General features: G+C 66.2%; 18 protein-coding genes. 15 read left to right on the top strand and 3 right to left on the bottom strand.

What is annotated here, in order from left to right; genetic code table 11:
• Window positions 1-375: 375 nt before the first annotated feature.
• The 4 genes from pnp (at window position 376) to TW83_RS01515 (ending at window position 4,975) form a co-directional block, all read left to right on the top strand.
• Complete coding sequence (pnp, locus tag TW83_RS01525) at window positions 376-2,520, top strand: polyribonucleotide nucleotidyltransferase (protein WP_045980999.1); 2,145 nt, start codon at window positions 376-378, stop codon at window positions 2,518-2,520.
• A 69-nt stretch (window positions 2,521-2,589) separates the two neighbouring features.
• Window positions 2,590-3,384: a hypothetical protein gene (locus TW83_RS20380; protein WP_127897706.1), complete on the top strand. Its 795-nt coding sequence runs from the start codon at window positions 2,590-2,592 to the stop codon at window positions 3,382-3,384.
• Window positions 3,381-4,160 (top strand): hypothetical protein, encoded by a 780-nt coding sequence (locus TW83_RS01520; RefSeq protein WP_045980998.1) that lies wholly within the window; start codon window positions 3,381-3,383, stop codon window positions 4,158-4,160. Before TW83_RS20380 ends, TW83_RS01520 begins: the two co-directional genes overlap by 4 nt.
• Window positions 4,157-4,975 (top strand): hypothetical protein, encoded by an 819-nt coding sequence (locus TW83_RS01515; RefSeq protein ID WP_052714562.1) that lies wholly within the window; start codon window positions 4,157-4,159, stop codon window positions 4,973-4,975. The genes TW83_RS01520 and TW83_RS01515 overlap by 4 nt, the downstream gene beginning before the upstream one ends.
• Here the strand turns inward: TW83_RS01515 and TW83_RS01510 are convergent, their stop codons facing one another.
• Window positions 4,976-5,632, bottom strand: coding sequence for a peroxiredoxin (locus tag TW83_RS01510; RefSeq protein WP_045980997.1), 657 nt, complete (start codon window positions 5,630-5,632; stop codon window positions 4,976-4,978). It abuts the gene before it with no gap.
• A 142-nt stretch (window positions 5,633-5,774) separates the two neighbouring features.
• Between TW83_RS01510 and TW83_RS01505 the strand changes: the two genes are divergently transcribed.
• On the top strand, window positions 5,775-7,217 hold the full coding sequence (locus TW83_RS01505) for an aldehyde dehydrogenase family protein (protein WP_045980996.1): 1,443 nt from the start codon (window positions 5,775-5,777) through the stop codon (window positions 7,215-7,217).
• A gap of 251 nt (window positions 7,218-7,468) precedes the next feature.
• On the opposite strand, the gene TW83_RS01500 is transcribed toward TW83_RS01505, so the two are convergent.
• Together TW83_RS01500 and TW83_RS01495 are read right to left on the bottom strand one after the other, a co-directional pair.
• The gene (locus TW83_RS01500) at window positions 7,469-8,170 is read right to left on the bottom strand and encodes a response regulator transcription factor (RefSeq protein ID WP_045980995.1); all 702 of its coding nucleotides are present in this window, start codon (window positions 8,168-8,170) and stop codon (window positions 7,469-7,471) included.
• A complete protein-coding gene (locus TW83_RS01495; protein ID WP_045980994.1) occupies window positions 8,167-10,053 on the bottom strand; it encodes a PAS-domain containing protein in 1,887 nt (628 codons plus the stop codon). The genes TW83_RS01500 and TW83_RS01495 overlap by 4 nt, the downstream gene beginning before the upstream one ends.
• A gap of 171 nt (window positions 10,054-10,224) precedes the next feature.
• Between TW83_RS01495 and TW83_RS01490 the strand changes: the two genes are divergently transcribed.
• The 10 genes from TW83_RS01490 (at window position 10,225) to flgK (ending at window position 22,335) form a co-directional block, all read left to right on the top strand.
• On the top strand, window positions 10,225-12,201 hold the full coding sequence (locus TW83_RS01490) for an AMP-binding protein (protein ID WP_045980993.1): 1,977 nt from the start codon (window positions 10,225-10,227) through the stop codon (window positions 12,199-12,201).
• Window positions 12,198-13,019: an ABC transporter ATP-binding protein gene (locus TW83_RS01485; protein ID WP_045980992.1), complete on the top strand. Its 822-nt coding sequence runs from the start codon at window positions 12,198-12,200 to the stop codon at window positions 13,017-13,019. Before TW83_RS01490 ends, TW83_RS01485 begins: the two co-directional genes overlap by 4 nt.
• Window positions 13,020-13,052: 33 nt before the next feature.
• The gene (locus TW83_RS01480; protein WP_045980991.1) at window positions 13,053-14,036 is read left to right on the top strand and encodes a branched-chain amino acid ABC transporter permease; all 984 of its coding nucleotides are present in this window, start codon (window positions 13,053-13,055) and stop codon (window positions 14,034-14,036) included.
• Window positions 14,037-14,115: 79 nt separating this feature from the next.
• Window positions 14,116-15,192: a branched-chain amino acid ABC transporter permease gene (locus TW83_RS01475; RefSeq protein WP_045980990.1), complete on the top strand. Its 1,077-nt coding sequence runs from the start codon at window positions 14,116-14,118 to the stop codon at window positions 15,190-15,192.
• Between the two features lie 47 nt (window positions 15,193-15,239).
• Window positions 15,240-16,520 carry an ABC transporter substrate-binding protein gene (locus TW83_RS01470; protein WP_045980989.1) on the top strand — a complete coding sequence of 427 codons (1,281 nt, stop codon included), beginning with the start codon at window positions 15,240-15,242 and terminating at the stop codon, window positions 16,518-16,520.
• Window positions 16,521-16,575: 55 nt separating this feature from the next.
• Window positions 16,576-17,397: an ABC transporter ATP-binding protein gene (locus TW83_RS01465; RefSeq protein WP_045980988.1), complete on the top strand. Its 822-nt coding sequence runs from the start codon at window positions 16,576-16,578 to the stop codon at window positions 17,395-17,397.
• Window positions 17,398-17,407: 10 nt separating this feature from the next.
• Window positions 17,408-18,622 carry an AMP-binding protein gene (locus TW83_RS01460; RefSeq protein ID WP_045980987.1) on the top strand — a complete coding sequence of 405 codons (1,215 nt, stop codon included), beginning with the start codon at window positions 17,408-17,410 and terminating at the stop codon, window positions 18,620-18,622.
• 79 nt (window positions 18,623-18,701) lie between these two features.
• The gene (locus TW83_RS01455; RefSeq protein WP_045980986.1) at window positions 18,702-19,478 is read left to right on the top strand and encodes a flagellar motor protein MotB; all 777 of its coding nucleotides are present in this window, start codon (window positions 18,702-18,704) and stop codon (window positions 19,476-19,478) included.
• Between the two features lie 76 nt (window positions 19,479-19,554).
• Entirely contained in the window at window positions 19,555-20,853 is a 1,299-nt protein-coding gene (locus TW83_RS01450) for a flagellar hook-basal body complex protein (RefSeq protein ID WP_045980985.1), read from the top strand.
• 36 nt (window positions 20,854-20,889) lie between these two features.
• A complete protein-coding gene (gene flgK / locus TW83_RS01445) occupies window positions 20,890-22,335 on the top strand; it encodes a flagellar hook-associated protein FlgK (protein WP_045980984.1) in 1,446 nt (481 codons plus the stop codon).
• Window position 22,336: the final 1 nt, after the last annotated feature.

Raw genomic sequence — 22,336 nt, 5'->3', positions numbered from 1 at the left:
CCAGCTGCAGCGCGACCGCCTGCTGAACCTTGCCAGGACGGGCTATGCCGAACTGCGCGACCTGTTCCGCGCGCCAGAGGCCGCGGCCCCGATTTCGGCCACCGCCGCCCCGGTGGCCGATCGCCGCGTGCCGGTCGCCGCCTGACGCGACCGCCCGGTCGGCGGGCCGGAAACGGGCGGCCGCACCGTGGTCCGGCCGCCTTTGGCGCATCCGTCGCCGCCCTTCCCAAATCCGGCGTTTTCCTGTATGGCCCCTGTCATCTGTGACGTGAGGTCCTGCCCCGGGGCACATGCAAAGGATAGGGGCGGCGGCAATGGGGCCGCGATACATGACATGGGTGGCCGGAGGGCCGGAGCACCCTTTGAGGAAATCAGATGTTTGATGAAGTGAAGAAATCGATCCAGTGGGGCCAGGAAACCCTGACGCTGGAAACGGGCAAGGTTGCCCGTCAGGCCGACGGCAGTGTCATCGCCACTTTGGGCGAGACCAGCGTCATGGCCAACGTCACCTTCGCGAAGGCGCCGAAGCCCGGACAGGACTTCTTTCCGCTGACGGTGCATTACCAGGAAAAATACTATGCCGCCGGCAAGGTCCCGGGCGGCTTCTTCAAGCGCGAGGCGCGTCCGTCCGAAAAGGAGACGCTGACCGCGCGCCTGATCGATCGTCCGATCCGCCCGCTGTTCGCCCCCGGCTTCAAGCATGAAGTGCTGGTGATGTGCACCGTGCTGAGCCACGACCTGGTCAACGATCCCGACATCGTCGCGATGATCGCGGCCAGCGCCGCGCTGACCATCTCGGGCGTGCCCTTCATGGGCCCGATCGCAGGCGCCCGCGTCGGCTTCTCGAACGGCGAATACGTGCTGAACCCCGAGGTTCAGGACATGGACGGCCTGCGCAACAACCCCGAACAGCGCCTGGACCTGGTCATCGCCGGCACCGCCGACGCCGTGATGATGGTCGAATCCGAGGCCTATGAGCTGACCGAGCAGGAGATGCTGGGCGCGGTCAAGTTCGGCCATGACGCGATCAAGCCGGTGATCGACCTGATCATCGACCTGGCCGAGGATGCCGCCAAGGAGCCGTTCGACTTCCAGTCGCCCGACTACAGCGCGCTCTACAACCGCGTGAAGTCGCTGGGCGAGGCGGACATGCGCGCGGCTTACGCGATCCGCGACAAGTCCGAGCGTCAGGACGCCATCGCCGCCGCCAAGACCAAGGTCAAGGACGCCCTGACCGAGGAAGAGCTGGCCGATGCCAACCTGGGTTCGGCGCTGAAGAAGCTGGAATCGGGCATCCTGCGCGGCGACATCATCAGCGGCGGCGCCCGCATCGACGGCCGGGACACCAAGACCGTTCGTCCGATCGTCAGCCAGGTCGGCATCCTGCCGCGCACCCACGGATCGTCGCTGTTCACGCGGGGCGAGACGCAGGCGCTGGTCGTGACGACCCTGGGCACCGGCGATGACGAACAGATCATCGACGCGCTGCACGGAAACTCGCGCTCGAACTTCCTGCTGCACTACAACTTCCCGCCCTATTCGGTCGGCGAGGTTGGTCGCGTGGGCAGCCCCGGCCGTCGCGAAATCGGCCACGGCAAGCTGGCATGGCGTGCGCTGCAGGCGGTTCTGCCCGCGGCGACGGACTTCCCCTACACCATCCGCGTCGTGTCCGAGATCACAGAATCGAACGGATCGTCGTCGATGGCGTCGGTCTGCGGCGGTTCGCTGTCGATGATGGATGCGGGCGTGCCGCTCAAGGCGCCGGTCGCGGGCGTGGCGATGGGCCTGATCCTGGAAGAGGACGGCCGCTTTGCCGTGCTGACCGACATCCTGGGTGACGAAGACCACCTGGGCGACATGGACTTCAAGGTGGCGGGGACCGAGAACGGGATCACGTCGCTGCAGATGGACATCAAGGTCGCGGGCATCACGCCCGAGATCATGGAGCAGGCCCTGGCCCAGGCCAAGGACGGTCGTCTGCACATCCTGTCGGAAATGGCCAACGCCCTGACCGCAGGCCGGACCGAGTTCAGCGCCCATGCGCCGCGCATCGAGACGATGCAGATTCCGACCGACAAGATCCGCGAAGTGATCGGTTCGGGCGGCAAGGTCATCCGCGAGATCGTCGAGGTTTCGGGTGCCAAGGTCGACATCAACGACGACGGCATCATCAAGATCGCGTCGGCCAACGCCGATTCGATCAAGAAGGCCTATGACATGATCTATTCGATCGTGGCCGAGCCGGAAGAGGGCAAGGTCTATACCGGCAAGGTCGTCAAGCTGGTCGACTTCGGCGCCTTCGTGAACTTCTTCGGCAAGCGGGACGGGCTGGTGCATGTCAGCCAGATCGCCAACCGCCGTCTGGGTCACCCCAATGAGATCCTGAAAGAGGGCCAGGAGGTCCGCGTCAAGCTGCTGGGCTTTGACGACCGTGGCAAGGTCCGCCTTGGCATGAAGATGGTCGATCAGGAGACCGGGGCCGAGATCGAGGAAAAGCAGGAGCAGTCGGCCGAAGGCTGAATTGTATTAAGGCAGGCGGCCGGCCAGAAAAGGCCGGCCGCTTTTTGCGCCTCTAAAGGAAATTCCATCTTGCAAGATCTAAGCACGTTGTGGATTGGTGGAAATTTGGGGGCGATGGAACGCGCCAGTCTGAATTCCATGATGCGGCTCGGACATGACGTAACGCTCTATAGCTATACTCCGATTAAAAATGCGCCCCATGGTATTCGGTTGCGGGACGCATCTGAGATAATGCCTGCAGATCGCATTTTGCTCTATCGTGATAAGCGAAAACCAAGCCCAGCTCTGCATGCAAATCTATTTCGCTACGCAATGCTAAATATGACAGACGCTGCTTGGGTCGACCTGGATATCGTTGCCGTCCGACCGGTGCCGCACGCTGACTACCTGATGGGGTTCGAAACCTCATCTTCAGTAAACAACGCTGTCCTAAGATTGCCGCATAGCTCTCCTACATTAAAGCAACTGCTAAGTTTCACATCCGAAAGTCGCGGAGTGCCGCCTCACATTCAAGGCGCGAGACGTATTAAATATTGGGTGCGAACATTAGGTCGTGGTTATCCTATAGAAAGCTGGGCATGGGGTAGTACTGGACCAAAGGCTTTGACAATGTTCCTTGCGCAAAATTCCGAGTTGCATAACGCACTTCCAAAAAACGTGTTCTATCCTATCGGAGTTCACGACCACGATCAGTTTCTTGAGCCCGGCCGGTGGCAACTGAACGATTTTCCGAGTGAAACCATTTGTCTTCATTTGTGGGGTAGCAGAATTCGTAAAACTTTGGCGGAGAGGTATAATGGTCAAGTTCCCCGGGGAAGTTTATATGCTGAAATTCTCGACACGTTTGCCGACTTAGGCCAATGACCGAACCCCTGCTGATCCTGACGATGAAATGGGGCACGCTGTACAGCAGTGCCGACGTGAACCGTCTGGCGGCGCAGGTGCGGCGGCATCTGGACCGCCCGCATCGGTTCATCTGCTTCACCGACGACGCAGCAGGCCTTGATCCGCAGGTCGAGGCGATGCCGTTGCCCGAACTGGGTCTGCCCCAGGGGCATTCCGACACGCGCTGGCGCAAGCTGGCGCTGTTCCGGCGCGATCTGGGGGGGCTGTCGGGGACGGCGCTGTTTCTGGACATCGACCTGGTGGTGGTGGACGATCTGGGGCCGTTCTTTGATCTGCCGGGCGATTTCTTCATCATCCGCGACGATGACCTGTTCCGGGCAAAGCCCCTGCGCAAGGTCAACCCGGATCGTGACCGCTTCCTTCACAGCGTCGGCAATTCCAGCGTGTTCCGGTACCGGATCGGCGAACATGCCTATGTCCTGGACGCCTATCTGGCCGATCCGGCGGCGGCCACCCGGGACTATGAGATCAGCCAGCAGTTCCAGTCGGCGCAGCTGGCCGCCCACGGGAACCTGCATTACTGGCCCAAGGGCTGGTGCGTCAGCTTCAAGAACGACTGCGTGCCGCGTAACCTGGCCAGCTATCTGCGCGCCCCCTCCCTGCCCGAAGGGGCGAGGATCGTGCTGTTCGCGGGCGCGCCCAAGATGGAGGACGTCTTTGTCGGGCGCGGGCACAAATGGTACCGCCGCATCGGCGATATCGGCTGGCTGCGCCGCGCGTGGGAAAACCCGTGATCTCCGAGGCCTTCCGCCGGTTCAAGCAGCGCCGCCGCCAGGCCCGCGCCCTGGCCGAGATCGCCGCGCGCCCCGACCGTCCGGGCCGTCCGCACGGGTTGCCCGGCCCGCTGATCGTGTCGCTGACCAGCCACGCGGCGCGCTTTGCCACGCTGGCGCCGACGCTGCGCGCGCTGACGCGGCAGACGGTGCAGCCCGACCGCGTGATCCTGTGGTTGGCCGAGGGCGATCAGCACCGCCTGCCGCCGGAGGTCGCGGCGATGGCGGGGCTGGAGATCCGCATCTGTCCCGACTGGCGATCCTACAAGAAGATCGTGCCGACGCTGATGGCGCATCCCGAGGCCTATATCGCGACGGCGGATGACGACCTCTATTATCCCGCCGACTGGCTGGAGCGGCTGGTGGCCGTGGCGGGGGCGGGCGTCGCCTGCCTGCGCGCGCATCGCGTGGTGATGGCGGGGGCGGGACCCGCGGGATATGAGGGCTGGACCCACAATATCGACGCGCCCGAGGTCGGGCCGCTGGTCTTTCCGACCGGCGTGTCGGGGGTGATCTATGCGCCCGGCGTGTTCCATGCGGACGTGACGCGGGCCGACCTGTTCATGCGGCTGGCGCCGGGGGCGGATGACATCTGGTTGTACTGGATGCATCGCATGGCCGGCTCTCAGCCCGTCAAGATCGGCGAACGTGCCCGCATCTTTGAATGGGAAGGCAGCCAGGCGGTCAGCCTGCGTTCGGTGAACCGCCCCGCCGCAGGGCAGGGCGGCAATGATCGTGCCATCGCCGCCCTGCTGGATCATTACGGCTGGCCGTGATCAGGCCGGGTCCTTGGCATAGCGCAGATAGGGCAGCTTGATGTCCAGGGGGCCGTATTTCGCCTCGGCCGCGGCATCGTCCAGGGACAGGGCCACGATCACGTCCTGACCGGGCACCCAGTTGGCGGGCGTGGCAATCGGCACGCCGTCAGTCTTCTGCACCGCGTCCAGCGCGCGCAGGATCTCGGCAAAATTGCGCCCCACGGACATGGGATAGGTCATGGTCAGGCGGACCTTCTTGTCCGGCCCGATGATGAAGACGGTGCGCACGGTCGCGGAATGGGCGGGCGTGCGGCCTTCGGTCGGCAGGTAGTATTCGGCCGGCAGCATGTCATAGGCCTTGGCGACGCCCAGGTCGCTGTCGTCGATGATGGCGAAGTTCGCAGGAACGCCCGCGACCTTGCCGATATCGGCCTTCCATTTCTGGTGGTCATCCACGCTGTCCACAGACACGCCCAGCACCTTGGTGTTGCGCTTTTCGAATTCGGGGGCCAGTTGCGCCACGGCGCCGAATTCGGTGGTGCAGACCGGGGTGAAGTCGCGCGGATGGCTGAAGACGATGGCATAGCTGTCGCCGATCCAGTCGTGGAAGCGGATCTGCCCTTCGGTCGAATTGGCGGTGAAGTCGGGGGCGGTGTCATTGATGCGCAGGGACATGGGCGCTCCTTTTCCGGTTGGTTGCGTCGCCCCATAGATAAGCGCCGCGGCGCGGAATGCCAGTGGGGGCGCCATGCGGCCGGGGTTGCGGCGCGGCCTGCGGGGTGACAGGCTTTGCCCGAACGCCAGTCAGGAGGACCAGATGCTGGACCAGCGGAAATTCTATATCGACGGAGCCTGGGTGGACCCCGTGCAGGCACGCGACCTGGAGGTGATCGACCCGTCGACCGAGGATGCGGTCGCGGTCATCTCGATCGGCGATCAGGCGGATACCGATGCCGCGGTGGCCGCGGCCAAGCGTGCCTTTCCGGCCTGGGCCGCGACGCCGCCCGCCGAACGCCTGGCCGTGGTCGAGCGCATCCTGGCGATCTATGAGCGGCGCATGCCCGACATTGCCCGTGCGATCAGCCTGGAGATGGGGGCCCCCGAGGACATGTCGCTGGCCGACCAGGCCGAGGCCGGGGCCTGGCACACCCGTAATTTCATCACCGCCTTCAAGGAGTTCCAGTTCGTTCGGCCCTTGGGGGCGCATGCGCCGACCAGCATGGTCGCGTGGGAGCCGGTGGGCGTGGTGGGCCTGATCACGCCCTGGAACTGGCCGATGAACCAGGTGACGCTGAAGGTGATCCCGGCGCTGTTGGCGGGGGATACTTGCGTGCTGAAGCCCTCCGAGATCGCGCCTTTGTCGTCGATGGTCTTTGCCGAGGTGCTGGACGAGGCTGGCGTGCCCGCGGGCGTCTTCAACCTGGTGAACGGCGACGGGGCGGGGGTCGGCAGCCAGCTGTCGGTGCATCCGGATGTCGAGATGATCAGCTTCACCGGCTCGACCCGCGCAGGGATAGCGATCAGCAAGGCCGCGGCCGACAGCCTGAAGAAGGTCGTGCTGGAGCTGGGTGGCAAGGGCGCCAATATCGTCTTTGCCGATGCCGACGACAAGGCCGTGGTGCGCGGCGCACGGCACTGCTTCTACAACAGCGGGCAGTCCTGCAACGCCCCGACGCGGATGCTGGTCGAACGCTCGGCCTATGACCGCGCGGTCGAGGTCGCGGCCAAGGTGGCCGAGGAGACCGCCGTGGCGACGGCCCATCAGCCGGGCAAGCATATCGGCCCGGTGGTCAGCCGCCAGCAATGGGACAAGATCCAGGGCCTGATCCAGGCCGGCATTGACGAGGGCGCGCGCTTGGTCGCGGGCGGGCCGGGCCTGCCCGAGGGGGTGAACCGCGGCTATTTCGTGCGGCCGACGGTCTTTGCGGATGTGTCGAACGACATGACCGTGGCGCAGCAGGAGATCTTTGGCCCGGTTCTGTCGATCATCCCCTTCGACAGCGAGGAGGAGGCCGTGGCCATCGCCAATGACACCCCCTACGGGCTGACGAACTATGTCCAGAGCCAGGACGGCGCGCGCCGTAACCGCGTGGCGCGGCAGCTGCGGGCGGGCATGGTCGAGATGAACGGCGAATCGCGCGGGGCCGGATCGGCCTTTGGCGGGGTCAAGAAATCCGGCCGGGCGCGCGAAGGCGGCGTGATGGGGCTGGAGGAGTTCATGGACAGCAAGGCCATCAGCGGATGGGACCGCGACGCATGACCGTCGGGCCATCTGCGTCCCGCGACGTGCCGGGGGGACTTCCCGTCCCCCCGGACCCCCCTGCGGGGATACCCCAAGGGCCGGGTCAAGATACGACAGCGGTGCAGGATTGCGGCAACGTCGACATTGCGGCGACGTCGACGGTGTAGGGCCTGCGGGGGCAGGGCCCCCGCGCGCAAGCCGGTCCCCTCAATGGGGGCCGGCTTGTGCCGCTACCGCCCGGCAGAACAAACCGCGATCCGGTGCGGAACTCAGCCGATCTCTGCTAGGAAAATGTAGCCCGCGCCATAGATTGTCTTAATCAGCCGCGGGTTCTTGGGATCCTCGCCCAGCTTGGTCCGCAGGCGCGAGATGCGGACGTCCATCGCCCGATCAAAGCTGTCGCCGGCCGTGCCGCCCAGGGTTTCCAGCATCTGTGCGCGGGTGATCAGGCGGCGGGGATTGTCGGTGAACAGGCGCAGCACCTCTGCCTCGGCGTGGCTCAGCGGTGTCTCGATGCCGTCGGGCGCGGTCAGCAGGTAACGGTCGAAATCCGCCGTCCAGCCCGCAAAGCGCAGCGTCTGGGGGCGTTGGGTCGCGTTCTGGGACGGCCGTCGCAGGCGGGCGCGGATGCGGGCCACGACTTCGGCGGGCTCGAAGGGCTTGGTGATGTAGTCGTCCGCCCCCAGCTCCAATCCCGTCACCCGGTCCTGGACCTGCGCCCGTCCCGACACGATGATGATGACCGCCCCCGAATCCGATGCCAGCCGATGGACCAGCGCCAACCCGTCCCGGTCCGGCAGGCCCAAATCGATCAGGCAGGCATCCGGTGTAATGCGGCGCAGCGCGGCCTCGAACTCGGTCGCGCGACCGAAGCTTTGCGTGCGAAAGCCTGCCTGTTCCAGCGCGGCGGACAGGATGCGGCGGATCTGCGGCTCGTCGTCCAGGATCGCGATCAGGGGGGCGTCGGTCATGGCATCTCCTTTGCGGGGGCTGCCAGTGCGGCGGCCAGGCGCGGGGCCGTTACGGGCTTGGTCAGCACCGGCCCCGGCGCGCGGGCGCGCAGCGGATCGCCGGGTGGCAGCGAGGTCATCATCACCAGGGGTACCGTCCCCGCCAGATCCAGTCCCAGCCCGTCGCCCAGCTGGATGTCCGACAGGATCACCTCCAACCCCGGCAGGTCCGTCAGGGCGCGGGCCTCCGACAGGGACGCGGCCTCGATCACCGCATGGCCCAGCCCGGTCAGCTGGTCGCGGACCTGGGCGCGGATCTGGTCGTCATCCTCGACCAGCAGCACCATCCGCCGCGCCACGGGCCGCCAAGGCAGGCGCAGCATCACCTGCGCGCCCCGTGGCCCGTTCGACAGGCGCATGGTGCCCCCGACCATCTTGGTCTGGTCATAGACCATCGACAGGCCCAGACCCGATCCCTGGCCCTTCTTGGTGGTGAAGAACGGCTCGGTCGCGCGGGACAGGGCTTCGGGGGTGAAGCCGGGTCCGGTATCGCCCACCGTCAGTTCCAGCCAGTCGCCGCTGCGCCGCGCCTTCAGCGTGATGACCCCGGGCGGGGTGATCGCGCCATTGGCGTTCAGGATCAGGTTCAGCGCCGAATCCTGCAGCGCGCCGGGGTCCAGCAGCAGTTGTCCGGGCGGCAGGGCCACGGCCAGGTCCAGCCGCGTCCCCTCGGACAACGACGGACGGGCCAGCACCGCCAGATCGGACAGCAATGTCGGCAGGTCCGTCGGCTCCAGCGCGGGTTCGCGCGCGCCGGTGATCTGCGCCAGCCGGTCCAGAAGCGAGGCCCCGCGGCGGGCGGCCGCCAGCGTCGCCTGGACATCCTCGGCCGCGTCCGGTGGCAGGTCGCGGGCGGCCAGACGGGCCTGCAGGCCCAGGATGATCGTCAGCAGATTGCCGAAATCATGCGCCATGCCGCTGGTCAGCTGGGCGGCCAGGTTGCGCCGCGCGGCATGGGCCAGCGCCTCTCGCGACTGGACCTCGGCGCTGACATCGGTGGAGAGGATATAGACCCCCTGACCATCGCGGTCCGGCGTCAGCGCGATGCGGATGCGCCGGCCCGAGGTGGGGTGGGTGATCTCGAACACCTGGGGATCGCCCGCCAGCGCGCGCTCCATGAACGGGTGCAGGGTTCGCGCGGTGGCCGCCCCCAGGGCCTGTTCCAGCGTCAGCCCGACGATGTCGCCCTCGGCCCCCGGAAAGATCACCGGCAGCCGCCGGTTGGAGAAGGTATAGCGGAACTGCGCGTCCATATGCGCGATATGGGCCGGGACCATCTCGGTCACCTGGCGGGTGCGGGCCTCGGTCCGGGTCAGGATGCGCTGCGCTTCGGACAGGGCGGCGTTCGTCGCGGCCAGCTTGCGGTTCGCCGCAGCCAGCCGTTCGGCATTCAGCAGCACCTGTTCGGACAGCGCGTCCGACCGCGCCCGAAGCAGCGCTTCCTGGCGCTTGATGTCGGTGATGTCGGTATAGACGGTGACCCAGCCCCCTTGCGACAGCGGCGCGCCCTCGACCGCGACCCACCGGCCGTCGGCGCGTTCGCGTTCGAAGTAGTGGGGCTGGAACGTGCGGGCCTGGGCCACGCGCAGGGCGACGGCCTGTTCGGGGTCCTCGGTCGGGCCGTATTCGCCGCGCCGGGCCAGAAAGCGGATCGTGTCCTCGAAATGGCTGCCCGGCAGGGTCAGGTCGTCGGGCAGGTCGAACATTGTCTGGTACTGCCGGTTGGCCACCGCCAGTCGCAGGTCCGCGTCGAAGATGGACAGCGCCTGGCCGATCAGGTTCAGCCCCGACCGGGTCAGGTCGGCGCGAATCTCGGCCCGCGTGACGGGGTCGGGGTGGTGCATGGCGGTCTCCTCCGCCCGTTGGCCTAGCACCGGTGTGCAGCGTGCGAAAGCGTCGTAACATTTCGTAGGAATCGCGTAAAACTGGCGCAAGGTTTGGCGCCAATGGTATGTGTGTCGCGGGGCACGGGGAGGTGCCGCGCGACAGGGCGTCCGCGCCTTGAGGGAGGATACATGACCGTTCAGCACACGCCCCCGGGCGATCTGCAATCCGTGCCCGCGCTGCTGGCGCGCAACGTCGCCCGCTTTGGTGACCGCCCCGCCTATCGCGAGAAGGAATACGGAATCTGGCAAAGCTGGACCTGGACCCAGGCCGCGGACGAGATCCGCGCCCTGGCGATGGGGCTGATGGCGCAGGGGCTGGCGCCGGGCGATCACATGGCGATCATCGGGCGCAACCGTCCGGCGCATTACTGGGGCATGATCGCGGCACAGATGTGCGGCGCGATCCCGGTGCCCCTTTACCAGGACGCCGTGGCCGAGGAGATGGCCTATGTTCTGGAGCATTGCGGCGCGCGCTTCGTGCTGTGCGGCGATCAGGAGCAGGTCGACAAGGTGCTGGAGGTCGAGCAGACCACCGGCGCGCGGGCCCGCATCATCTATACCGACGGGCGGGGCCTGAGGAAGTACGACCATGCCAACATGGCGTCGCTGGCCGACGTGCAGGCGCAGGGCCGGGCGGGGGCCGCCACCTTGGGGCCGCGGCTGGACGCGATGATCGCCGGGCTGGATTACGACAGCACCTGCGTGATGCTGTACACCAGCGGCACGACGGGCAAGCCCAAGGGCGTGGTCCTGTCCAACCGCAACATCATCGAGACCGCCCGCAACACCGCCGATTTCGACCATCTGACCGAGGTCGAGGAGATCGTGGCCTATCTTCCGATGGCCTGGGTGGGCGACTTCATCTTTTCGATGGGCCAGGCGATGTGGTCGGGCTTCACCGTGAACTGCCCCGAGGGCGCACACACGATGATGACCGACATGCGCGAGATCGGCCCGACATACTTCTTTGCCCCACCCCGCGTCTTCGAAGGGCAGCTGACATCCGTGATGATCCGCATGGAAGATGCCAGCCGCCTGAAACGCTGGCTGTTCAAGCGCGGCATGGCGGTGGCGCATCGCGCGGGCCCCGCGTTGCTGGACGGCAAGACGGTCGGCTTGGGCGACAAGCTGGCCTATGCGCTGGGCAAGATCTTCGTCTTCGGCCCGCTGAAGAACACCCTGGGCCTCAGCCGCGTGCGCGTGGGCTATACCGCCGGAGAGGCGATCGGCCCCGAGATCTTTGATTTCTACCGCAGCCTGGGCATCAACCTGAAGCAGCTTTACGGCCAGACCGAGGCAAGCGTTTTTATCACCCAGCAGCCCGACGGGCAGGTGCGCTCTGACACGGTGGGCGTTCCCAGCCCCGGGGTCGAGGTCCGCATCGGAGAGAACGGCGAGGTCTATTACCGCAGCCCCGGCACCTTCGTCGAATATTACAAGAACGCCGACAGCACCGCATCGACCAAGGATGCCGAGGGCTGGGTCGCCACGGGCGATGCGGGCTTCTTCGAGGAGGGCAGCGGCCATCTGCGCATCATCGACCGCGCCAAGGATGTGGGCCGCATGGCCAGTGGCGCGATGTTCGCCCCCAAATATGTCGAGAACAAGCTGAAGTTCTATCCCAACATCCTGGAGGCCGTGGTCATCGGCAACGGCCGCGACTTCTGCACCGCGATGATCAACATCGACCTGACCGCGGTCGGCAACTGGGCCGAACGCAACAACATCGCCTATGGCAGCTATCAGGAACTGGCCGGCCACCCGCAGGTCTATGAGACCATCCGCGGCCATGTCGAGGCGGTGAACGAATCCGTCGCGCAGGACCCGATGCTGTCGGGCTGTCAGGTCCACCGCTTCCTGGTGCTGCACAAGGAGCTGGACCCCGACGACGGAGAGATGACCCGCACCCGCAAGGTCCGCCGCGCCGTCATCACCGAGAAGTTCCACGACCTGGTCACCGCGCTCTATGACGGATCGTCCAGCGTCCATACCCGGACCGAGGTCACCTACGAGGACGGCCGCAAGGGCGCCATCAGCGCGACCCTGCGCATCGAGGATGCCCGCGTCTTCGGCGACGCGGCCCGTCAGAAGGTAGCAGCCCAATGAACGCGATGACCCAGGACGGCTATGTGACCGCCGACGGCCGCCAGATCGGCCCCGTGGTGATGGAGCTGCGAAACATCACCCTGCGGTTCGGCGGCGTGACAGCCATCAAGGACATCAGCTTCGACATCCGGCAGGGAGAGATCCGCGCGATCATCGGCCCGAACGGCGCGGGCAAGTCGTCGATGCTGAACATCATCTCGGGGTTCTACAACCCGCAGGAGGGGCAGGTCATCTTCAAGGGCCAGCCGCGCCCGGCGATGAAGCCCTATCAGGTCGCGCGCCTGGGCATCGCCCGCACCTTCCAGAACATCGCGCTGTTCGACGGCATGTCGGTTCTGGACAACATCATGACCGGGCGCCTGAACAAGATGAAGACGGGCTTCCTGTCCCAGGCCCTGTGGTGGGGCGCGGCCGAGCGCGAGGAGAACGAGAACCGCGCCGTGGTCGAACGCATCATCGACTTCCTGGAGATCCAGAACATCCGCAAGACGCCCGTCGGCCGTCTGCCCTACGGCCTGAAGAAGCGGGTCGAGCTGGCCCGCGCGCTGGCGGCGGAACCGAACCTGCTGCTGCTGGACGAGCCGATGGCCGGCATGAACGTCGAGGAGAAGGAGGACATGTCCCGCTTCATCCTGTCGGTGAACGACGAGTTCGGCACCACGATCTGTCTGATCGAGCACGACATGGGCGTGGTCATGGACCTGTCCGACCGGGTGGTGGTGATGGATTACGGCAAGAAGATCGGCGACGGCACCCCCGCCGAGGTGCGCAGCAATCAGGCGGTGATCGACGCCTATCTGGGGGTGGCCCATGACTGATCCGATCCGTGCAGAAGTGAAAGGACGCGCCCCATGGACCAGCTGATCTTCGCCGCCGAGGTCGTGCTGAACGGCCTGATGACCGGAGTCATGTACGCGCTTGTGGCGCTGGGCTTCGTGCTGATCTTCAAGGCGTCCGGCGTCTTCAACTATGCCCAGGGGGTGCTGGCGCTGTTCGCGGCACTGACGCTGGTGGGCATCCAGAACGGCCAGGTGCCCTTCGCGCATCTGATCAACGCGGCCTTCGGCACCTCGCTGCACCATTTCGGCTGGACGGTGCCCGCGGTCCTGGCCGTGGCCCTGACCGCACTGGTGATGGTCGGCCTGGCCTTCCTGATCGAAAAGCTGGTCCTGCAGCACCTGGTGGGACAGGAACCGATCATCCTCTTCATGGCGACCATCGGCCTTGCCTATTTCCTTGAAGGCCTGGGCGACGTGATGTGGGGCGCCGACATCAAGACGCTGGACGTGGGACTGCCGCAGGGCATCTCGGACGGGATCGAGGCCGTCACCGCGCAATGGTTCGGCTATGGCTTCTTCATCGACCGGCTGGACCTGTGGGCCACGCTGATCGCGGCGATCCTGGTGGCCGCACTGGTGGCCTTCGCGCAATACACCAAGCAGGGCCGCGCCATGCGCGCCGTGGCTGACGACCACCAGGCGGCGATGTCCGTGGGCATCTCGCTGCGCTTCATCTGGGTGATGGTCTGGTCGATCGCAGGCTTCGTGGCGCTGGTCGCGGGCATCATGTGGGGCACGAAATCGGGGGTGCAGTTCAGCCTGTCGCTGATCGCGCTCAAGGCGCTGCCGGTGCTGATGCTGGGGGGCTTCACCTCGATCCCCGGTGCCATCGTGGGCGGCCTGATCATCGGCGTGGGCGAGAAACTGTTCGAATTCACCATCGGCCCGATGGTCGGCGGCGCGACCGAGAACTGGTTCGCCTATGTCCTGGCGCTGATCTTCCTGGTGTTCCGGCCCCAGGGCCTGTTCGGCGAACGCATCATCGAACGGGTGTGACCATGGCGCTTCTTCATTGCAGAAATACCCCGGGGGCGCGGGGGCTGGCCCCCGCCGACCGCGCTGAAAGGAACACCCGATGATCTATCGTGAGGCCGGCGACTTCAAGACCAGCTACCGCGACGACAGCCAGACCTTTCCGATCCGTCTGGACCGCTGGGGCTATTACGCGATCCTGGCCGTGGCCTTCGGGATCATTCCTTTCGTCATCAACGACTATTGGGCCAATGCGGTGCTTGTGCCTTTCCTGATCTATGCGATCGCCGCCTTGGGGCTGAACGTGCTGACCGGCTATGCCGGCCAGGTCAGCCTGGGAACCGGCGGTTTCATGGCGGTGGGGGCCTATGCGGTCTACAAGCTGATGACGGCATTCCCGGATGTCAGCATCGTCATCCACATCCTGCTGGCGGGCGGCATCACCGCCGGGGTGGGCGTCCTGTTCGGCCTGCCCAGCCTTCGGATCAAGGGCTTCTATCTGGCCGTCGCCACGCTGGCCGCGCAGTTCTTCCTGGTCTGGCTGTTCAACAAGGTGCCGTGGTTCTACAACTATTCGGCCTCGGGCCAGATCACCGCGCCGACGCGCACGGTGTTCGACCAGGCGGTGACCGGCCCGGCCGCGACCGCGCCCGCGAAATACCTCATCTGCCTGGTCTTCGCCTTCGTGCTGGCCTGGGTCGCGCGCAACCTGACGCGCGGCAGCCTGGGGCGCAAGTGGATGGCCATCCGCGACATGGACATCGCGGCCGAGATCATCGGCGTGAACCCCCTGCGCGCGAAACTGTCGGCCTTTGCCGTCAGCAGCTTCTTCATCGGCATCGCCGGCGCGCTTCTGTTCGCGGTCTATCTGGGGGCTGCCGAGGTCGGCGAGGCCTTCGGCATCAACAAGAGCTTCCTTGTGCTGTTCATGATCATCATCGGCGGCCTAGGCAGCATCTTCGGCAGCTTTGCCGGCGCGGCCTTCCTGGTGCTGCTGCCGGTGCTGCTCAAGAACTTCCTGGTCGGCAACATGGGCTGGCCCACCGACCTGGCCGCCCATATCGAGCTGATGATCGTGGGCGCGCTGATCGTGACCTTCCTCATCGTCGAGCCGCACGGCCTGGCGCGCCTGTGGCGCCTGGCCAAGGACAAGCTGCGGCTGTGGCCGTTCCCGCATTAACGTCAAGACCGGGCAACCGGCATCGCATCTCTGGGAGGAGACCCGCAATGAAACTGACCCTTGCCGCCTTGGCCACCACGATGATGGTCGCAAGCCCCGCACTGGCGGACCTGATCGTGCCGAACATGTCCTATCGGACCGGCCCCTATGCCGCGAACGGCATCCCCTATGCCGACGGCTTTGCCGATTACTTCACGCTGCTCAACGAACGCGACGGCGGAATCGGCGGCCAGCGCATCCAGGTCCCGGAATGCGAGACCGCCTACAACACCGAGAAGGGGGTCGAGTGCTATGAGTCGCTGCGCACCCAGAACCCGCTGGTCCTGAATCCGCTGTCGACCGGCATCACCTATCAGCTGATCCCGCGGATCACCCAGGACGGCATCCCGCTCTATACGCCGGGCTATGGCCGCACCTCGGCCAAGGACGGCTCTGTCTTCGAATGGGTGTTCAACGCGCCGGCGAACTATTGGGACGGCGCCTCGGTCGCGGTCAAGCATATCCTGGACCAGGAGGGGGGCGACCTGTCCGGCAAGAAGATCGCGCTGGTCTATCACAATTCGGCCTATGGCAAGGAGCCGATCCGTACGCTGGAGGAACTGTCCGAAAAGCACGGGTTCGAACTGAGCTTGCTGCCCGTGGACGCACCCGGCCAGGAGCAGAAGTCGCAATGGCTGCAGATCCGCCGCGACCGGCCCGATTACGTGATCATGTATGCCTGGGGCGTGATGAACCAGGTCGCCATCCAGGAGGCCGTGAACATCCGCTTTCCAATGGACAAGTTCATCGGCATCTGGTGGTCGGGCTCCGAGAACGACGTGCGCGCGGCGGGGGCCGGGGCCGAGGGCTACAAGGCGCTGACCTTCCACGGCGTGGGCCGCGACTATCCGCTGTACGAGGACCTGCAGACGCATGTCTATGACAAGGGTCTGGCGGCCGGTGCAGGCGATCAGGCGGGCAGCGTGCTCTATTCGCGCGGCGCCTATGCGGCGCTGGTGATCGCCGAGGCCATCGCCAAGGCGCAGGAGCTGGCCGGCACCCCCGAGATCACGCCCGCGCAGATGCGCGACGGCTTCGAGGCGCTGGACATCACCGCCGAGCGCATGGCCGAGCTGGGTCTGCCCGATTTCGGCGCGCCCATCGCGCTGTCCTGTCAGAACCATGGCGGCGACGGCTTGGCCCGCGTGCAGCAGTGGAACGCCGCCGAGGGGACGTGGTCGCTGATCACCGACTTCATCGAGCCGGATGCCGAGATCCTGGACCCGCTGATCAAGGAAGACAGCGCCGCCTATGCCGCCGAGGCGGGCCTGACCGCGCGCTGCAACTGATCCACGACCGGCGGCGGTCATCCCGCCGCCGGTTCCGCATCCAAGGGGGCTGCCCATGTTCGATACCCGGACCCAAGAGACGCTGCTGGACGTCAACAACATCGAGGTGATCTACAACCACGTCATCCTGGTCCTGAAGGGTGTCAGCCTGACGGTCCCCAAGGGCGGCATCACCGCGCTGCTGGGGGGCAACGGGGCGGGCAAGACGACGACGCTCAAGGCGATCTCGAACCTGCTGGCCAGTGAACGCGGAGAGGTGACCAAGGGCTCGATCACCTATCAGGGCGACGACATCACCGCGCTGGACCCTGCCGCCCTGGTGCGGCGCGGCGTCATTCAGGTGATGGAGGGGCGCCACTGCTTCGAGCACCTGACGGTGGAGGAGAACCTGCTGACCGGCGCCTATACCCGCCGCGACGGGTCGGCCGCCATCAAGCGCGATCTGGAGATGGTCTATGACTATTTCCCGCGCCTGCGCGAGCGGCGGAAGAGCCAGGCGGGATACACCTCGGGCGGCGAACAGCAGATGACCGCGATGGGTCGCGCGCTGATGTCGCGCCCGCAGATGATCCTTTTGGACGAGCCGTCGATGGGCCTGGCCCCGCAGCTGGTCGAGCAGATCTTCCAGATCGTCAAGGCCGTGAACGAGGGCGAGGGCGTCACCTTCCTTCTGGCCGAGCAGAACACCAACGTCGCGCTGCGCTATGCCCATCAGGGCTACATCCTGGAGAACGGGCGCGTCGTGATGGAGGGTCCGGCCGCGCAGCTGCGCGAGAACCCGGACGTCAAGGAATTCTACCTGGGCATGTCGGACGAGGGGCGCAAGTCCTTCCGCGAGGTGCGCAGCTATCGCCGGCGCAAGCGCTGGCTGGCCTGAGGGGGTCATCATGGGATATTACGACGATCTGGAAACGCGCGACGAGGGTCAGCGCGCCGAGGCGCTGGCCCAGGCCCTGCCGCTGGCGCTGAGCCGCGCCAAGCTGGCCCCCGCGATGGCGCGCCTTCTGCGCGACGTGGAGCCGGAGGCGGTGACCGACCGCGCCGCGCTGGCCCGCCTGCCGGTGATCCGCAAGGCCGAGCTGTCCGAGGCGCAGCGCAAGCAGCCCCCCTTCGGCGGCTATACCACCCGCCCCGCCGCGCAGTTCGACCACATCTTTCAAAGCCCCGGCCCGATCTATGAACCCGGTCGGCGCGACGGCGACTGGTGGCGGCTTGGCCGCTTCCTGCATGCCGCGGGCGTGGGGCAGGGAGACATCGTCCAGAACTGCTTCGGCTATCACCTGACGCCTGCCGGGATGATGTTCGAATCGGGCGCGCGGGCCGTCGATGCGGCGGTCCTGCCCGCCGGCACCGGGCAGACAGAACTGCAGGTGCGCGCGGCCGTCGACATCGGCACGACCTGCTATGCCGGCACGCCCGATTTCCTCAAGGTGATCCTGGACCGTGCCGACGAGATGGGCGAGGCGCTGTCCTTTACCAAGGCCGTGGTGGGCGGCGGCGCGCTGTTCCCGTCGCTGCGCCAGATGTATGCCGACCGGGGGATCGTCACGCGGCAATGCTATGCCACCGCCGATCTGGGCAACATCGCCTATGAGAGCGAGGCGATGGAGGGAATGATCGTGGACGAGGGCGTGATCGTCGAGATCGTGCGCCCCGGCACCGGCGATCCGGTTCCCGACGGCGAGGTCGGCGAAGTGCTGGTGACCACGCTGAACCCGGATTATCCGCTGGTTCGTTTCGCGACGGGTGACCTGTCTGCGGTCCTTGCAGGTACCAGTCCTTGTGGTCGCAGCAACATGCGCATCAAGGGGTGGATGGGGCGCGCCGATCAGACGACGAAGATCAAGGGCATGTTCGTGCGCCCCGAACAGGTGGCAGCCCTGGTCGCGCGCCATGCGGACGTGTCCCGCGCCCGCGTGATCGCCGATCGTCGCGGAGAGATGGACGTGATGACCGTCCAGCTGGAAACTGCGGGTCAGGGGGGCGACTATGCCGCATCGGTCATGGACACGCTGAAGCTGCGTGGCGACATCGAACTGGTGGCACCGGGCAGCCTGCCCAATGACGGCAAGGTCATCGAGGATCGCCGCAGCTATGAATAGGACGCATTTGATCCGTTAACTTGATCGAAACCTTTGACCCGGCGACAAGGATGCCTGACCGGAACGAAGGGTAGACATCATGGCTGCGGGCAAGGGGCTGAACGGGCCGTCCATCATCATCAAGCGCGTCGAGGCGTCGTCCGACGGCGGCCATCACGGCGGCGCGTGGAAGGTCGCCTATGCGGATTTCGTGACCGCGATGATGGCGTTCTTCCTGCTGATGTGGCTGCTGAACGCCACCACCGAGGAGCAGAAGACCGGTCTGGCCGACTACTTCGCACCGACGGTGATCCAGACGCCGAACGCCACCACCAGCGGCGGCGGCGACGGGACCGAGGACGGCGTCCGTCACGCGGTTGAGGCGCCGCTGCCCGACAGCGACAGTGCAGGCGACTTCGAGGAGGTCGCCCGCGCCGTCCAGGACAGCCTGACCGGCACGGGCGCCGAATCGTCCCAGCTGACCAACCTGCTGCAGCATGTCGTGACCCGCATGACCGACGAAGGGCTGGTGATCGAGCTGGGCGATCTGACCGACGCCCCCCTGTTCGTCGAGGACACCGCCCAGCCCCAGCCCGCCCTGGCCGAACTGATGGGAATCATCGCGCGGGTCATCCGGCATGTCAGGAACGATGTGGCGATCTCGGGCCATGTGCGCGCCTATCCCGAAACCCTGGTCGCGTCGCCGGTCTGGCCGCTGTCGGATGCCCGGGCGCATACGGTGCGCAACCTGCTGGAACAGCAGGGTTTCGACGGCAAGCGCGTGCAGCGGGTCAGCGGCTATGCGGACCGCAAGAACCGGCAGGGCAACCCGATGGACCCGCTGAACAACCGGATAGAGCTGATTTTACTCAGGTAGCCGTCGCGGTTAGCCTTATCTTAAGCGTTCACGGGCAGGGTGACGGACAAGACCGAAATCAGAAGGGTGTCTGTCCATGTCCATCTCCTCTGCGATGAATGCCGGCGTGTCCGGCCTTGCCGCGAACTCGTCGCGGCTGGGAACCATCTCGGACAATATCGCGAACGCATCGACCTTCGGGTACAAGCGCGTCGAGACCGACTTCAATGCGCTGGTCGTGGGGCAGGGGGCGGGCCTTTACACCGCAGGCGGCGTCCGCGCGTCGACGACGCGATCGGTGTCGCAGGACGGTGCGATCGTGACCACCTCGAATGCGCTGGATCTTGCGATGACCGGGCGGGGCATGCTGCCCGTGACGACCCTGAACGATGCAACCGGTGGGGGGACGCCGTCGCTGATGATGACGCGGACCGGTGCGTTCCGTCCCGATGCGGGCGGCTTGCTGCGCACCGAAAGCGGGCTGGTGCTGATGGGCTGGCCCACGGCCGCGGACGGCAGCATGCCGCTTGTCGCGCGCGACACGTCGGCCGCACTGCAGCCGATCCGCATCGAATCGAACCGCCCTGTCGGGGATCCGACGACGCAGGTGTCGCTTGGCGCCAACCTACCCGCAACAGAGACCCTGCCCACCGGCTCGGGCGACCCGCTGCCGCTGCGCGTCGAGTATTTCGGCAACCTGGGAACCTCGGAATCGCTGGACATCACCTTCACGCCCGACACCAGCGATCCAACCGGCATGTCGAACACCTGGACGGTCAGCATCAGCGACAGTGCCAGTGATCCCGCGGCCAACCCGATCTCAACCTTCCAGGTGACGTTCGACGACAGCCAGGGGGCGGGCGGCGCGCTGCTGAACGTCGTCGGCGGCGGCTATGATCCGGCAACCGGTGCGATCCCGCTGACCGTCGGGGGTGGCAACATAGAGCTTTCCATCGGCGTGCCGGGCGGGGCCTCGGGCCTGAAGCAGCTGGCGGCCAGCTTCTCTCCGTCGAACGTGGTCAAGAACGGCTCTCCGGTGGGGCAGCTGGTCGCGGTCGAGGTTGACCCGCAGGGCTATGTCAAGGCGACCTACGACACCGGTTTCGTCAAGGCGCTGTACAAGATCCCCGTCATCGACGTCCCGAATCCCAACGGCCTGGTGGCGGTCGAGGGGCAGGCCTTCAAGACATCGCCCGATTCAGGCGGTTTCTTCCTGTGGGATGCGGGCGACGGGCCGACGGGCGCCATCGCCGGCTATGCCCGCGAGGCGTCGACCACCGACATCGCGCAGGAACTGACGCATCTGATCACCACGCAACGCGCCTATTCGTCGAACGCCAAGATCATCCAGACGGTCGACGAGATGCTGCAGGAAACCACGAACATCAAGCGCTGATCCGCCCCGCAGGGGATCGGGTGAAGGAGGCCGGACATGAGCATTGCCAAGGCGATATCGAACGCGATGTCGGGGCTGACCGCCACCGCGCGCGGCACCGAGACGGTGGCGTCGAACATCGCCAACGTCATGACGCCCGGTTATGCCCGGCGCGACATGGTGGTGTCCGCCCAACTGCACGGCGGGGGCGTGCGCATCGACGGCATCACTAGGATCGTCAATTCCAGCCTGCTCTCCGAATCGCGCCTGGCGGCCTCGTCCGTCGGTGACGGCACCGCACGCGCGTCGTTTCACCGGTCGATGGAAAAGGTCATCGGTCTTCCCGGAGAGGCGCATTCCCTGTCGGGTGCGCTGACCGATTTCCAGGCCGCGCTCAGCAGTGCGGCGACGCGGCCCGATGACGAGATCCGCCTGTCGCAGGTCGTCAGCACGGCCTCGGCATTGGCAGACCGGCTGAACGCGGCGTCGACCGCGGTGCAGGGTGCGCGCAGCGCCGCGCAGCAGGGTATCACGTCCGACGTGGCGACGGTGAATGCCTCGCTGGAGCGGGTGGCCTATCTGAATGCGCGCATCTCCATCCTGCATTCCGACGGCAAGGATGCCACCCCGTTGATGGACGAACGCCAGCAGGTGATCGACCGCATCGCAAGCATCATTCCCATCCAAGAGGTCGCGCGCGACTCAGGCAAGGTCGCCCTGTTCAGCGCCGAGGGGGCGGTGCTGCTGGATGGCAGCGTGCCGGCCCGGCTAGGATTTTCAGGCGCGGATCAGGTGACCGCGGGCCAGGTCGTTGGCGCACCCCTGGAACTGCTGACCCTGAACGGGACGCCGGTCACCGCGGCGCAGATGCGCCTGTTCGGCGGCGGGTCCTTGGCCGCCAACTTCCAGATTCGCGATCAGCTGGCTCCGCTGATGCAATCGGAACTGGACGACATGGCCTTTGACCTGCACCAGCGTTTGGTCGATCCCGCCGTCGATCCGTCCCTCGGGGCTGCCGATGCCGGGCTGTTCACCGACGGCGGTGCGCGCGCGACCGCGGCGACGGTCGTGGGCCTGTCCGGTCGGATCGCGCTGAATGCGACGGTCGATCCGAGACAGGGGGGCCAGCTGTGGCGCCTGAGGTCGGGCCTGCAGGCGGCGAACGGCGAACCAACAGGCCAATCCGCGATCCTTTCGGCGCTGGTCCAGGCACTGGACGCCTCGCGCCCTGCGCAGGCGGGCAGCGGGTTCGAGGGGAACGGCACGCTGACCGCCCGGTTCGGGTCGGTCGAGTCGCGGGTGTCGACGCGGCGCGTCGAGGCCGAGGCCGACCTGACCATCCGCAGCAGCCGCCAGTCGACCATCGCCTCCAGCCTGATGGCCGAGGGCGTGGACAGCGACGCCGAGATGCAACGCCTGCTGCAATACGAACAGTCCTATGCCGCCAATGCCCGCGTGCTGGTCGCCGTGGACGAGATGATCAACCAGATCCTGAGGATGTAGC

The sequence above is a fragment of the Paracoccus sp. S4493 genome, from assembly GCF_000967735.1.
Classification (GTDB): Bacteria; Pseudomonadota; Alphaproteobacteria; order Rhodobacterales; family Rhodobacteraceae; genus Paracoccus; species Paracoccus marcusii.
The sequence above is the reverse complement of the archived record's forward strand: the minus strand, read 5'-3'. Positions and strand labels throughout refer to the sequence as shown.